The sequence below is a fragment of the Escherichia sp. E.sYA108 genome (genome assembly GCF_011754335.1).
Lineage (GTDB): Bacteria > Pseudomonadota > Gammaproteobacteria > Enterobacterales > Enterobacteriaceae > Escherichia > Escherichia coli.
In genome coordinates this window covers 3,180,194-3,194,697 of record NZ_JAAQVZ010000001.1, presented here as the reverse complement: position 1 = coordinate 3,194,697, position 14,504 = coordinate 3,180,194, and the positions used below count along the sequence as shown (strand labels likewise).

At 51.1% G+C, this 14,504-nt stretch carries 9 protein-coding genes and 7 pseudogenes; 6 read left to right on the top strand and 10 right to left on the bottom strand.

The window, feature by feature from the left end:
* Positions 1-151 precede the first annotated feature (151 nt).
* The 4 genes and pseudogenes from HBM92_RS15450 to HBM92_RS25100 form a co-directional block, all read left to right on the top strand.
* Positions 152-1,594 (top strand): YfjI family protein, encoded by a 1,443-nt coding sequence (locus HBM92_RS15450; protein ID WP_000335707.1) that lies wholly within the window; start codon positions 152-154, stop codon positions 1,592-1,594.
* A 963-nt stretch (positions 1,595-2,557) separates the two neighbouring features.
* Positions 2,558-3,151: an inovirus-type Gp2 protein gene (locus tag HBM92_RS15445; RefSeq protein ID WP_000282102.1), complete on the top strand. Its 594-nt coding sequence runs from the start codon at positions 2,558-2,560 to the stop codon at positions 3,149-3,151.
* A gap of 32 nt (positions 3,152-3,183) precedes the next feature.
* Positions 3,184-3,300: pseudogene (locus HBM92_RS25890) on the top strand (transposase); the annotation flags it as partial.
* Positions 3,301-3,561, top strand: a pseudogene (locus HBM92_RS25100) (16S rRNA methyltransferase); the annotation flags it as partial.
* 66 nt (positions 3,562-3,627) lie between these two features.
* Here the strand turns inward: HBM92_RS25100 and HBM92_RS15435 are convergent.
* The 5 genes and pseudogenes from HBM92_RS15435 to HBM92_RS25880 form a co-directional block, all read right to left on the bottom strand.
* Positions 3,628-5,517 carry an enterotoxin gene (locus HBM92_RS15435; protein WP_001304738.1) on the bottom strand — a complete coding sequence of 630 codons (1,890 nt, stop codon included), beginning with the start codon at positions 5,515-5,517 and terminating at the stop codon, positions 3,628-3,630.
* 25 nt (positions 5,518-5,542) lie between these two features.
* Positions 5,543-6,706, bottom strand: coding sequence for a MalY/PatB family protein (locus HBM92_RS15430; protein WP_000459225.1), 1,164 nt, complete (start codon positions 6,704-6,706; stop codon positions 5,543-5,545).
* 11 nt (positions 6,707-6,717) lie between these two features.
* A pseudogene (locus HBM92_RS25885) lies at positions 6,718-6,798 on the bottom strand (PTS maltose transporter subunit IIBC); the annotation flags it as partial.
* Positions 6,797-7,109: pseudogene (locus HBM92_RS15425) on the bottom strand (class II fructose-bisphosphate aldolase); the annotation flags it as partial. The pseudogenes HBM92_RS15425 and HBM92_RS25885, both read right to left, overlap by 2 nt.
* A gap of 21 nt (positions 7,110-7,130) precedes the next feature.
* The gene (locus HBM92_RS25880; protein ID WP_001350167.1) at positions 7,131-7,754 is read right to left on the bottom strand and encodes a class II D-tagatose-bisphosphate aldolase non-catalytic subunit; all 624 of its coding nucleotides are present in this window, start codon (positions 7,752-7,754) and stop codon (positions 7,131-7,133) included.
* Positions 7,755-8,002: 248 nt separating this feature from the next.
* Here HBM92_RS25880 and HBM92_RS15415 point away from each other — a divergent pair.
* Positions 8,003-8,573 (top strand): annotated as a pseudogene (locus tag HBM92_RS15415) (DeoR family transcriptional regulator).
* 62 nt (positions 8,574-8,635) lie between these two features.
* Here the strand turns inward: HBM92_RS15415 and garD are convergent.
* Positions 8,636-10,032, bottom strand: a pseudogene (gene garD, locus HBM92_RS15410) (galactarate dehydratase); the annotation flags it as partial.
* 149 nt (positions 10,033-10,181) lie between these two features.
* Between garD and HBM92_RS25425 the strand changes: the two are divergent.
* Positions 10,182-10,686, top strand: a pseudogene (locus tag HBM92_RS25425) (hypothetical protein).
* A 230-nt stretch (positions 10,687-10,916) separates the two neighbouring features.
* Here the strand turns inward: HBM92_RS25425 and HBM92_RS15400 are convergent.
* From HBM92_RS15400 to HBM92_RS15385, 4 genes are read right to left on the bottom strand one after another with little or no spacing between them, the layout of a single operon-like run.
* Positions 10,917-12,146, bottom strand: a complete 1,230-nt coding sequence (locus HBM92_RS15400; protein ID WP_000198473.1) for a beta-ketoacyl-ACP synthase — start codon at positions 12,144-12,146, stop codon at positions 10,917-10,919.
* Entirely contained in the window at positions 12,143-12,874 is a 732-nt protein-coding gene (locus HBM92_RS15395; RefSeq protein WP_000091661.1) for a 3-ketoacyl-ACP reductase FabG2, read from the bottom strand. Before HBM92_RS15395 ends, HBM92_RS15400 begins: the two co-directional genes overlap by 4 nt.
* Complete coding sequence (locus tag HBM92_RS15390; protein WP_000020248.1) at positions 12,874-13,338, bottom strand: 3-hydroxy-fatty acyl-ACP dehydratase; 465 nt, start codon at positions 13,336-13,338, stop codon at positions 12,874-12,876. The genes HBM92_RS15395 and HBM92_RS15390 overlap by 1 nt, the downstream gene beginning before the upstream one ends.
* Complete coding sequence (locus HBM92_RS15385) at positions 13,335-14,504, bottom strand: beta-ketoacyl-[acyl-carrier-protein] synthase family protein (protein WP_001304728.1); 1,170 nt, start codon at positions 14,502-14,504, stop codon at positions 13,335-13,337. Before HBM92_RS15385 ends, HBM92_RS15390 begins: the two co-directional genes overlap by 4 nt.

Sequence of the window (14,504 nt, the reverse complement as noted above, 5' to 3'; positions counted from 1 at the left end):
TGCACTGAATTAACCTTATCGGTTTATTAAACATAAGATCTACAAATGCTCTGTATTTCTCAGAGCATCAGGTCTGAATAGCAGCTATTTTCGCTATTGTAGCGGGAGTTGCTGCTATTTTACTAACCCATTAATGAAAAGAGAGGCTTTTATGTGCTTACTTGCACCAGAAAATCCTTATCCGATATATGCACTACCACCGCTGGTGAGAAATGCAATAATTGAAACTCAAAAAAATACACAGGCACCTTTGGCTATGGTGGCAACATCCGCATTAACAGCGACCTCAATTGCCTGTCAGAATCAGGTTGACGTGTGCAGACCTGGAAATTTACGTGGGCCTGTTAATCTTTACTCTCTGATTCTGGCTGATTCCGGTGAAAGGAAAACGACCGTGGATAAAGTGTTTATGAAAGCATTTTATCTCAGGGATGAAGCCCTGGCGGAAGAATACGCGAAACTGGTTGAGAATTACAGTACAGAAAAGGAAATATGGGAGCAAAAACAAAAAGCGCTGGAATCAAAATTTCATAAAGAGATTCGTGCCGGTAAAGATTACAAGGCAACAGAATCAGAGCTTGAAACGCATCTGAATAAGTCTCCTGTTCCGCCGCAGATACGTCGAACAATTTTTAATGAGACAACGATAGAGGGAATGTTAAAATATTACTCCGATAGCAATCGTTCTTTTGCTCTTGTATCCAGTGAAGGGGGGGTAATTTTTGACAGCCGGGCCATGAGTAAACTGGGAATTATTAACACTTTGTGGGATGGAGGTTCTCTTTTCATCGACAGGAAATCATCTCCCGGAATTAATTTGAAGGAGCCAAGACTGACGATGTCGGCGATGATTCAGCCTGATGTTTACCACAAAGGTTTTTGTACGCGAAAAAAAGAACTTGTGAAAACGTCAGGACATCATGCAAGGTTTTTGATGTGTCAACCAACATCAACGCAGGGGACAAGGATAATAACCGGAGATAATTATTCATCACAGTATCAGGAGTTATTTGATAAGAGGATCAATGAACTTATTGATGAAAGTCTGGCTATGAGTGGTGAACGACGTTGCCTTCACTTTTCTCCTCAGGCTGCCAGAATCTGGACGGATTATTACAACGATGTGGAATCGAAGCTGGGGGGATTGGGGCCTTTAAGACATTGTCGGGAATATGCTGCCAAAAATGCAGAGTATATGGCAAGACTGGCAGGACTTCTTCACCATTTGAGCAGTGAGGAGGGGGACATTTCCCCTTACACTGCAGAAATGGGGAGAGAATTAGCAATATGGTACGGTAATGAGTATATGCGGTTGTCTAATCCGTTAACTTTTGACAACACTGCTCAAAACGAGACTATGCGACTCATTCCAGAGGAGCTTGAACTTTTCAACTGGATAAAAAGCTATTGCATTGAGAAGGGGATCCCCTGTATGAAAAAAAATGACATTTTACAGCGTGGTCCGAACCGTTTCCGGAAAAAGGATAAAATCAACTGGTTACTGGATTTACTGTATGAACAAAACAGAGTTGTACCGGTTATTGAGGGAAAAACGTTGTGTGTCGCACCTAACTTTGACCTCTTAATGACTTAATCGTTGAGTAACATATAATCTCCTCTGCTACTTGCGGAGGAGACTAATGCCTTTACCATGTCAGCGTTGTATTAGAAAACTCTGGTACAGGTCAGTCAGTAAATATAACTGGTGTAACCACTATTTACTATTGGATAGAGTGTTGCTCAGGATATTGTCGGCTTTAGTCTGAGGTGAGGTGGGACCTTCATTGTTTTCGTGTTCAATAAATAATTTAGGTTAATTAGTATTATTAATGGGAGTTATGTTATCTGTTATGTTGTCTCTTTTTATCGTAATGTCACTCCTCTTTATGCTGGGTATTCTGTATGTGCGTAATGCGTCTATCCCCATATACTACAGTGTGGTGGTGTATGGGGTTTAGTTATGTGTAAATTATGTTACTACACTCATAGCGTAATATTGAAAAAGTTAATCCACTGAATGTATGTCTGGTTTGTATTTAACACTAGTTACGTACCAGAACACTATTAGAGTATATTGTCTTTAGTTCGTACGTTATAGCTCCGTTACAGTTTATAAGTATGGGTAAATATAATCTTTTCTGTATGAAATAATCTTCTTATTGTGAGGTTAAATATCTGTAGGCTCTCTCTGCAGAGTCTCTGTTTTTACTTAATGGTACGGCAATACTAATAGCGATGTTGCCTGTGGCTATTCGATAGCTGACTTTTGTGAAGATCAGATTACTTCCTGTAAGTGATTGAATGGTGCTTTCTTAAACTCAATTATATTGAGGTGTGTTTTTGCCATTGTAATTCTTACTGGTCCTCTGTTTAAGAGAGCCTCACTGTATTCTGAAGTATTACCCCCATTACTGTAATGAGGTAATACGAAACAGTTTTATCAGGTTGTCTGCATACTGGTTACCCAGTTTATTAATGCCGTGGTACGACGTTTCTGTATCCTCAGCATTTACGTAATTTCCTCTTCCTGTGAGTTTTATAAAGTAAGGACTATAAAATGTATAATGCTAACCCCAATTACGAAATGAATTTCACGATTCTGAAAGATGTGAATGAACACATGGAAGGTCTGTTTCAACGTTTTTCTAAACTGTTACCTTTCAGAATTGATTTTGCCTACAGGAAAGACACGCCCAGTTTCGGGCATTCCTGTAAGCACAGTATGTGTATTGAAATATACCGTTTACTTAGCGAAACCCAGACGATGTTGGCAGGATATTACTGGGTAATGGAATATACACCAGACAAAGGGCTTCATATTCATTTTATCGGCTATCTGGATGGGCAACGTCACAAGAACTCTTATCAGATATCCAGGCAACTGGGGGATATCTGGAGGCGGATCACGGAAGGGGAGGGTTATTTTCACCTTTGCCGGGCTAAAGACAAATACCCGGTGCGTATCGATCACGTGATTCACTATAGTGATAAATCTGCGGTAGACGACTTACGTTACGCCCTTAGCTACCTGGCTAAACAGGATCAGAAAGAACACGGTATTATTCTGAGGCGTAGCAGGCTTTCCGAAAAAAGCAACCGGGGCCGACCACGACTGAACAGTATCCTGCCAGGGATATGTTCTCAGCTGTAATGTTCTGAACAACAACTACGGGCTGGCTCTTTTTTGCCCGTCAGGGCGTCAAGCTGAGCCGTGCATTATTCTCCAACTGGGTGGACGCATGCTGCCAGTTAATGGCTCCGCTGAATGATGCCCTGTACCGTTATGTGATGAACACCCGCCTGGGAACCATCCACGGCACGTCGGTCGGCGAACTGCTGGCGTGGATCAAAGAAGATGAAAACCCTAGCAAAGGCGAGATGGTGCTGATTATTGAAGGCCATAAAGCCCAGGATGACGAACTGCCCGCCGATGCGCTGCGTACGCTGGCGCTGTTGTAGGCTGAGGTGCCGTTGAAGCAAGCGGCGGCGTTGGCAGCAGAAATCCACGGAGTGAAGAAGAATGCGTTGTATAAGTATGCGCAGGAACAGCAGGGGGACTAAGCCCCTGCTGCCGGTTTTGCCGGGTGGCGCTTGCGCCTTACCCGGTCTACTTATTGGGACAAGCGTTTAGTTAATGGTCACCGCCTCAAACACCAGCGTTTCCAGCGGCTGCAACGTAATCACCGTCGCGTTTTTATACTCAACGGGCACTGTTTTATTGCTGCCGTATACCGCTTTCAGACTAAACTGCGCCGCGTTTCCTGCCGGTATTTCGAAATCCTTCGCCAAATCCAGATAGTAGGTCTGTGGCTTATCCGATGGGTTGCGCAAACCGAGAATGGCTTTGTCTTTGCTCCAGGATGCCCAGCCGTACACGGCAAGCGCCGTTGGGTCGCCGCCAATCCAGTGGGTATCAACCAGCACGCTGGCATTTTCCTTCGACCATTTTGCAGCCTTCGCCAGCGTATCCCACTTCACCTTGTTCAGCATGGACGGGGTAATATACAGCTCCTGCAGCTGGGTGCCGGTCGCGAAGTAGCTCCAGACCTGATCGGCAAAGTCGCTGTCCGTTTGCACCTTCTCTAACCCGTAATAGGCATTCTCGGCGCTGACTATCCCGTGGTACATCAGCGAGTTCAGCGGGAATAGCGGGCCTTTACGTACAATAGAGCGGTATGTCTCGGCATCACGATATGTTATCCACTGCTGCACCGGCGTGCCGGGGCCATACAGGTTTATATCATCCCCCTGACGCCAGATAGAATCAGCATAGAACAACCAGGACGGGCTGGCGTTGGTGCCGGTGGTCAGGTTGATAAATAGATTCGGGTTTGCTCTGCGCATATTGTGCAGCAGAGCTATTGACGCATCAAAATCCGAGGCGAACGGGCTACCCTTTATATGTGAACTGGCGTTCCCCATTCCGTCGAGTTTAAACGAGGTAATGTGTTCATTTTTGATAAGATTAATGATCTGCTCATTGAAGTTTTTAAAGTAGTTCGCTCCCGAAAGCGCCAGCTTGCCGTCCACGGTTTCGAACCCATACTCTTTTGCATGCGAAACGCGAACGTCGCGCGGCTTATTGTAACCCCCCCACGGTGAAAGCCATAGCCCAACGGAGCTGTGCAGGCTATCGGCTTTCTCTCGTACTTTGCTAAAACCGTTGCTGAATGCCGGGCCAAATAACCAGCGTCCGGTAAGATCGTCCCAGCCATCGTCCAGCAGAAAAGCGTCTAACGCCACTCCGCGGCCGCTAATGAATTCCTTGTTCCATTCGTCCATGCGTCCCAGAACATCCTGTTCGGTGTACGGAGTGAAAAAGCCGATATCCATCCAACTGTTGTAATGCAAATAAGGCTTGTACGGACGTGGACGTACGGCATTAATAAACTGGTTCACACTGCGTCGCAACTGGCTGGTTTCCGGGAAAGTACCGAACCAGGTGGTAAAGCTAACCGGCGTCTCTGGCTGAATTGGAGTTTTCAGTTCTACGTTGAGATTGGTTGTTGCTTCATAGGCGTAGGTATTCACGATCGGTTTATTCGGCAGGATAAAGAACGAGTCCGCAATGATCGGTGAGCTAGTGATTGCGCCGTCTACGTAAGGAGCCTGAAACTGTTTTTTGGTCGGGAAGAAGGTAATCTTGGCGACGTCTCGTGGTTGCCCAACGGCGGCAATAGTGTAGTCGATGCTGGCATATTTTCCCTTCACAAGGTTCAACTGCACTGTTACGTTAAAATCTGGGCGCGTAAAGTCGATGACAATCGCATTGTCCTGTTTTTTGATGTGCTTGATTTTGAAATCTGCGGTGTGGATTTTTGTCTCATCCGGTAGTGTCAGAAAGAACAATTCCTGTGGTGTGATCGGATGGTTAGTTCTACGGTCCTTCAGCACAATCGTCGAGTTTGTATCATCAAACGAGAGGGCAATATTATCGTTATTGAACGTATAGTTTGCTGCTACTGCACTATGAGACACACACAGAGCCAGTAGTGAGAGAGTGAGCACTTTCTTCATTGGTGTAAGATCCTTATCTGTAATGTTACTGCATTCGGTTGGTGGATCGCTCCAGCCAGTAGCGCTGAGAGCCAAAATTAATCTGTAGGTAGTTTTCACCGTTTTGTACATAGTGGCTGCCGTCTTCTATGACCACGCCTGCTTGCCGTGCGAAATGTTGGGTTAGCTGCGTTGCGCTACTCTCATCCGCGCTTACGTCTATCCACGCCAGATACGACGATTCCGGGGTCATCATCTTCCACGCCGGGAAGTGGGTCTGGAGGGCATCCGCCAGATACCGGGCGTTGCCTTGCAGATAATCGTTCAGCGCGTCGAGCCAGGGCAGACCGTGTTGATAGGCCAGAATGATTCCCCATACCCCGAACAAATTGGGCGAGGTAATGGAGTTCTTCTCAAGCTGCTGGCGGAAGCGCTGGCGCAGCGAGTCGTCTGGAATCATGGAGTAGGAGGTTTTCAGCCCGCCCAGCTTTAACGCTTTGTTGGGCGATGTGAGCACGATCAGGTTGTCCTGGGCGGCACAGCCAGAGGTGAGACAACTGACGAATTTGCCATCCAGAATGTGTTCAGCGTGAACCTCATCGACCACCAGAATCGTGCCGTAGCGTTGACAGAGATCGGACACCTGGCGTATTTCTTCCTCGCGCCAGATCCTGCCGGACGGGTTATGCGGCGAGCAGAAGAACCACAGCGTTGGACGGTAGGTTTTGAGCTGTTCTTCTATCAGATTAAAATCAAGCTGATAGCGGTTTTCCTCCACGCGCAGCGGGTTAGCCAGTACCTGCACGCCCTGGCGCTGTGCCGCCATCGCAAAAGGATCGTAGACCGGCGTGTTCATCATCACGCTGTCACCCGGTTTGCAGTACGCCTGAATCGTGTAGTGCAGCGTGGATACCGTGCCGTAGGTCAACGTGATCCACGATTTTTCCACCTCAACCTGATGACGTTTGCGCTGGAAGGCGATGACTGCGTCGTAGAATTCGTCAAAGCACCAGGTATAACCAAAGGTGCCGTGCTCCACGATGCGCCGGAAACCGTCAATCACCGCAGGCGGTGAGGTGAAATCCATATCGGCTATCCACAGGGGGATAAAGGACTCCGGGACGTCACCGAAACGCGAGCAAACAAAGGCATGGTCCCATTTACGGCACTTATCACTTTGACGCTCAATGATTTTGTCGAAATCAAACATCACTCCTCCTGTTAAATTAAGGCTTCAATGCCGGTTTTGACGCTCTGTACCTGCGCTCCGATGATCACCTGCACGCTATGCGCATCAAGCATCGATCATCGCGCTGCGTACGCCGGCGTGAACCTTACGGCGAATGTCATCCAACGATTCGTGATGATCGAGATGCAGTGCTAGCGGCATGTCGTAAGTGATCGAATACGCACTGCACAGGGCGTAGATCTCTTCCAGGGCAATATGTTTGAACGAGCCGGGGGGGCCCCGCGAGGAGCACGGGCGAGCGCATTTCGCTGCACACTTCGAGGATCGCCTGGATCGTTTCGGCGTTGTGGATGTTAAACGTCGGTACGGCGTAGGCGTTGGCCTGCGCATCCTGCAGAAGATATTTCGTTGAGATAATGCTCATAAGGGGAGCCTCTTAAGCCCGCTATGGATGAATAATCACACCTTGCACCACACGGTTAATCGTGCCGCTGGCAGAGGGGAGATCTGGCGTATTGCCAACATGAATCGACTGAGCCAGCGCAAAGACCTGGGCGTACATCAGGAAGCAGAACGCCTGTTCCATGTCGATAAACGAACGGGAAGGAGGCAACAGGATATGCGGGCCCGCTTCGATGATGGCATCCGTTTCCACCGCAATTGCGATCACGCGCATTGCCTGACGATCGCGGCGCAGTTCTGTCAGCAGACCCAGGTCGTACTGGCGCGTGTAAGGGTGGCTGGAGATGTACACCACGATAAGCGTTTCGCTATCGACCAGCGATTTTGGTCGCAGATGATCACCACCCAGAATCAGCGCATCCTGGGGGAAATTCAACGAGTCGGCGAGCTGACAAACAAAGCCGCGAAAATCGGCGGGCGTCATTCCGGTATAACCGCTGAACTGGTCCACCTGATTGGAGGTTGCTTCAATCAGTAACGGCGTTTGGTTTGCACTGGCGTAGCGGATTGCAGCTTCCAGCACCAGCGGATGTGCGGAACAAACGGCATAAATCCCATTTGTTTTGCCCGCTTTGTGCTGCCTCACCATTTCTGTCAGATGTTTCACTTGCCTCTCCAGTTCCGATTACTGCGATATTAATCTTTCGTTTTGTTTCAGTTTATACTGCGTCATGGTGAGATAAAAACAAAACGAAAGTTGCGGGTTTTCTGATCTGATTCACAAAAGAAACATAATGAAAGTCACTAAAACGAGAGTAGCTTGCGCCAATGGGCAGTGTGGGCTTGCATTTGCTTAATAGAAAGGCGTTAATAGGCAAAACGAAATGAAACGAAAGTTTTACGAAAGGACTTACTATGAGTAATACCGACGCTTCAGGTGAGAAGCGAGTGACAGGCACCAGCGAGCGACGAGAACAGATCATTCAGCGTCTGCGACAGCAAGGGAGTGAGCAGGTTAACGATCTGTCGGCATTGTATGGCGTATCTACTGTGACGATCCGCAACGATCTGGCGTTTCTGGAAAAGCAGGGGATCGCTGTGCGTGCCTATGGTGGCGCGTTGATCTGCGATAGCACGACGCCGTCAGTCGCAATCTTTTTACGGTGATCAGGCTGAGCAATCGCTGCAAAATTACCACTTCGATATGCTGTTTCTTGGTGTAGATGCGATCGATCTGGAGTGCGGCATCAGCACGCATAATGAAGATGAAGCCCGTTTAAACCGTCGGATGTGCGAAGTTGCGGAACGGATCATCGTGGTCACCGATTCCAGTAAGTTCAATCGTTCCAGTTTACATAAGATCATTGATACTCAACGTATCGACATGATCATTGTTGATGAAGGCATTCCTGCGGATAGTCTGGAAGGCCTGCGAAAGGCTGGGGTTGAAGTGATTCTGGTCGGGGAGCTCGCGTCTTCGCTGTGATTCACTATGCCCGATAAACAAGCGTTATCGGGCATAATACAACTTGATGTATGAAGAGAATATCAGACCACCGGTGCCGGGTTAAACACTGCCAGCTGGTTATGCAATCCCCATTGATCCGAGAAGGTTTTCTTCTTCCCGCTGGCGACGTCGAGAATAAAGTGGAACAACTTCCAGCCCACCTCTTCAATGGTCTCTTCGCCGGTAGCGATAGTGCCCGCGTTAATATCCATTAAATCAAACCAGCGGTTCGCCTGCCCGGTGCGGGTCGCCATTTTAATGACGGGTACCGCCATCAGGCCGTACGGCGTACCACGGCCGGTCGTAAACACTTGCACGGTGATACCCGAAGCCACCTGTTGCGTGCCACAGATAAAATCGCTGGCTGGCGTCGCGGCGTAAATTAATCCGCGTTTAGTCGGGTGTTGACCGGGCGACAGCACTTCAGCAATTGCGGTTTTACCCGATTTAGCAATGGAGCCGAGTGCCTTCTTTACCACGTTGGCGAGGCCGCCCTTTTTGTTGCCCCGCGAAGGGTTGGCGCTGCGGTCGGTTTTGCCCATATCGGGATAGTTATCGTATCAGGCCATCTCTTCGAGCAGACACCTGCCCACTTCTTCATTGATGGCGCGCGGCGTTAACAGATGAATGGCGTCGTGTACATCAGTGACTTCGGAGAACATCACCGTTGCGCCGCAGCGCACCAGCAGGTCAGAGGCGTAGCCGACAGCGGGGTTAGCGGTAACGCCGGAGAACGCGTCGCTGCCACCGCAGTGCATGCCCACCACCAGCTCGGAGGCCGGGCAGGTGACGCGCTGGCCTGGTTGAGTTTTTCCAGATGGTGTGCGGCAGCCTGCAGGATATCGTCGACCATTGATTTAAAGCCAACGTGCTGTTCGTCCTGTAGGCGTACGATGCTGGCTCTGTCGACCGGGATGCTCTGCACATCTTCCGTTCCTTTCTGCAGGCGCTATGGCTGTAGCTTTTCGCAACCGAGACCCACCACCATCACTTCGCCACCGAAGTTTGGGTTCAGCGCAATATTATGGATGGTGCGAATTGGCACCACGGCGGTCGGTGCATTAATCGCTACGCCACAGCCGTAGAGGTGGTTCAAGTCGACCACTCCGTCGATGCTCGGGTATTTCGGCAGCAGGTTGCGTTCGATAATTTTAACCACGTAGTTCACAACGTCTGCCATGCAGTGCACGCTGGTGGTAATACCCAACAGGTTTTTGGTGCCCACGCTGCCGTCGGCGTTGCGGTAACCTTCAAAGGTGTAATCTTCCAGCGGCGGCAGCGGCTCCGGCACTTTGGTCGCCCGAGGCAGGGGGTTAAGCGGCGGCGCTTTCGGCAGCGTGACCGTGGATTTGTCGATCCAGCTGCCTTTGGCGACATCGCGTACCGCGTAACCGATAACTTCGCCATAGCGAATGATTTCACCATTCTGAGGAAGGTTGTTATCCCTTTTCTGGCGTATTCGTCATTCCATTCGTATCCCCGGTACCGGATGTTTATATCGTACTGTGCCGGTGCTTGCGTGCTTTCCTGCAGGTCTGCACCGATTTAACAAACAAAACTTAACAGAGTCTGAAGGAGTAGTATTTCGTGCAAATAACCGAAGCGTTATTTTCAGAGCAGGGAGACATCCGGCGTTTTGTTCAGCAGGCGGTGGACCACTGGACGCATCTGCTGGCAGTCCACTTCACACTCCATTCGGCAGAAGGAAATATCAACGGGCAACAGATTCATGCATTCTGTACTTCCTTTTATGAACGTATTACTGAGCGTAATCACACGACCAGTCCATCATCGCCGCTGGTATTACGCTGGTTGCGGGAACAACTACATGGAGGAGCAACAATACGATGCCTGTTGCTGCTCAGCCAGACGAGCATTTGCCATCCGCGAGCCAGTGTGACAGGTGATGAAGCATGTTCACAACTGGTGGATTTACTGCAACAGACCTGGCGGGTGATAAGTGCTGGCGGACAATGTCGGGTGGAAAGTTTTTTTTCGGGTTGCCCGGCCTGATACATCAGAGCAATACGTTGCTTTAAAAACTGCTGTTCAGTCTCTGATGCTATGGGTTATTGCAACAATCATCCGGTGATGGACGGGAGAAATATCGACTCTTCCGTTAGTTTTTACAGGCTGATAAAGTTTTGCCAGCTGAATCTTTATACGGAATACTCTCCAGTATGCGTAAGAGAATTTGCTTTTTGGAGGGGGGCGACAACCAGATGGTAAACAAAAGAATGGTTGAATGTGGATGAGGTTCATATTCATTGATTCAGATTTTTTGAAGAATCACCACATGGGATGTCCATGTGGTTGTATAACTCAGGGCCAGCGCTTAATGATGATGGATGTATTAATGCCGCCAAAGGCAAAGTTGTTACTCTGCAAAAACTCACAATCAACCTTTCGGGCTTCATGCATGATGTAATCCAGCGCGCCACAGTTCGGGTCTGGTTTATTCAGGTTTAGCGTAGGCGCAAACCAACCTTCGCGCATCATTTGCAGACTCATCCAGGCTTCGAGCGCGCCACAGGCACCAAGCGTATGACCAAAATAACTTTTCAGCGAGGAGACCGGCACATTATCACCGTAAATGGTTGCTGTCGCCAGACTTTCTGCCATATCACCGCGATCGGTCGCCGTACCATGCGCTGAAATATAGCCGATATCTTGTGCACTTAACCCGGCGATTTTCAGCGATTGCTCCATACAATACTGCATGGTTTCGCGCTGTGGCTGGGTAATATGTGCCGCGTCGCAGTTAGTCGCAAAGCCGACGATTTCACCGTAAATGGTCGCGCCGCGCGCTTTGGCGTGCTCCAGTTCTTCGAGGATGAGCGTACCTGCGCCTTCACCAATCACCAGCCCGTCGCGGTTTTCATCGAACGGTGAAGGTGTGGTTTTCGGCGCATCATTGTGCTGGCTGGTGGCAAAAAGCGTATCAAATACCGCTGCTTCTGAAGGGCATAACTCTTCGGCACCACCGGCAACCATCACCGTTTGATAACCATGGCGAATGGCTTCCCACGCGTAGCCGATAGCCTGACTACCTGACGTGCAGGCGCTGGAGGTCGGAATCACCCGCCCGCGCAGTCCAAAAAACAGCCCGGTGTTAACGGCAGTAGTGTGCGGCATCATCTGCACATAGGTGGTGCCAGTGATGTTGTTCGTGTGCTTTTCCGTCAGCATGGTGGCGAACTCGCTTACCGGGCCGGTACTGCCGGTCGATGAGCCGTATGCAATGCCCGTTTCGCCGCTGGTTAATATCGGATCGCCAATCAACCCTGCCTGCTCTAACGCCAGCTCGCTGGCACGGGTCGACATTTGCGACACGCGGCCCATCGCACGGATACGCTTGCGGGTGTAGTGCTCCGGCAGCGTGAAATCATCAACAGGCGCGCCAAGCAGGGTGTGCAGGCCGTCGTAAACCTGCCACTCCGGCATTTTGCGCACCGCATTTTCATACGCCAGTAAGCGTGCAGAAACGTCCTGCCAGTTTTCACCAAAGGCAGTCACGCCGCCCATTCCTGTAATCACTACGCGACGTGTCATAACATCCCTCCATTGATGGAAATAACCTGGCGGGTGACGTAACCCGCAATATCAGACATTAAATAGCTGGCAAGCCCGGCAACTTCTTCCGCTTGGCCCATGCGTTTCATGGGGATCATCGACATTGCCTCTTTCAGAGCGCTCTCTTCCATTTCGATCATCCCGGTATCAATAAGCCCTGGCGCGATGCAATTGACGGTGATTTTGCGCTTCGCGAGTTCGATAGCCAGTGCTTTTGTTGCGCCGATAATTCCGGCTTTGGCAGCGCTGTAGTTCACCTGGCCGCGATTGCCCATTACGCCGGAAACCGAGGACAGCGTGATGATGCGCCCACCCTGGCGTGCGCCGATCATCGGCATAATGCACGGCTGAATGACGTTGTAGAAACTGTCGAGGTTGGTGTGGATCACCGCATCCCAGTCGTCATTGCTTAAAGCCGGAAAAGCGGCATCGCGGGCGATCCCGGCGTTACTGACCACGCCGTACCAGGCACCATGTTGCGCGATCTCGTGCTCCAGCACTTCCCGACACTGTTCGCGGTTTGCGACGTCGAAACTGAGCAAACGCCCGTTACCCCCGTTGGCGACAATGGCGTTCAGCGTTTCCTGAGCGCCCGCGGCGTCACGGTGATAGTGAACGCCAATGTTAAAGCCGTCTGCCGCCAGTTGGCAGGCGATGGCGCGACCAATGCCTTTGCTGGCACCGGTAACCAGAACTGAACGACTCATCAGGACGCTCCTTGTTGAAACAGGGTGGTAAGTTCTTCCGCGGTCGGCTGGAAGGTGTTAATGCGGCCCGTCGCCTCGCCGTCGTTGATGCTGCACTCAAAACTGCCGAAGCGATCGTCCTGCATCAGCAGCTTGACGGTAATAGTCAGCGTCTGGCCTGCGGGCAGAATGCCAGCGGTGCAAAGCAATTCACGCGCGCCCAGTATCATCCCTAACTCAATACTGTTTTTGCCCTGCTGGTGGCGATGCCAGCCAGACCAGACGCCGACGGTTTGCGCCATCAGTTCAAGGGCAAACCAGCCAGGGAGATTGCCGTCCGGGTCGAGAAACGGTGCCAGTACGCTACTGGGCGAAACCGTCACGCGGCACACCGCGCTGTCATCGCTGACGCTCACCACGTCTTCCAGCAGTAACATGGGCGCGTCGTGGGGCAGATAAGCGCCGGGGGATAAATAGTGGCTCACGAAACCCTCCCGAGCAGAATGCTGGCGTTATTGCCGCCAAAGGCGAAGGAATTGGACAGGATCACCGGACGTGCCAGCGGCTGCGGTTTTTCGATAATGCCACACGGTGGCAGCGTGGGATCGCGCGGCGACAGACTGAAGTCCTGAGCGGGCAGCGGTAAATCACGCTGTAAAATCAACATACTAATTGCTGCCTCGGTAATGCCCGCTGCGCCCAGCGTGTGTCCGGTCAAATGTTTGGTGGAGCTGCACGGTACGCGTTCGCCAAACAGGGCGTTAACCACCATTGATTCAATCTGGTCGTTGAGCTGTGTGGCGGTGCCGTGCAGGTTGATATAGCCGACGTCATCCGGCGTAAGCTGCGCATCGGTCAGCGCCTGATTAATAGCGCGGATCGCTCCTTCGCCCTGCGGATGCGGGGCTGAAATATGGTAAGCGTCGCTCGATTCACCAACGCCCAGCAACGCGATGGGCTGCGGTTCCCGGGTCAGCAGCATTAGCCCCGCCCCTTCACCAATGGTGATACCTGCGCGGTCACGACCAAACGGCTGACATAAGGTTGGCGACAGCGATTCGAGGCTGTGAAAACCGTTAATCGGCATCCGGCTCAGGGTGTCTGCGCCACCCACAATGGCGGCATCGACCAGCCCCGCTTCGATAAGCCTGCGCCCGCTGATTATCGCTCTGGCGCTGGAAGAGCAGGCGGTTGAAAGGGTATAGGCCGGGCCGTCGAGCGCCAGCCAGTGGCTGAGAAAACGCGACGGATCGCCGAGTTCCTGTTGCGCGTAGTGCCATGTGGTGCTCGGCTGCCCGTGGGTGCGCAGGTTAACGTGCGTGTCGCCTTCATGCAGGCCGGAGGTGCTGGTGCCAAGTACAATCGCGATGCGCTCGCGACCATATTTCGCTATAGCGTCATCAACCTGCGGCTGGAGCTGCGCCAGCGCCGCCAGCAGGATCTGATTGTTGCGCGAGCGGTGCGCAGCGAATTTTTCCGGGATAAGCGGAAGCTCGCCATCCACGCCAGCCAGGACCGCCTGCGGATGCCCCTGCAACCAGCCTGCGCGCGGGCGCATTCCGGGAGCAACACCGCGAGTCAGGTTGGTTGCGATTTCGTCAAGGTTATTTCCCAGGGCGTTGATCATGCCGACGGCGGAAATATAAATCAT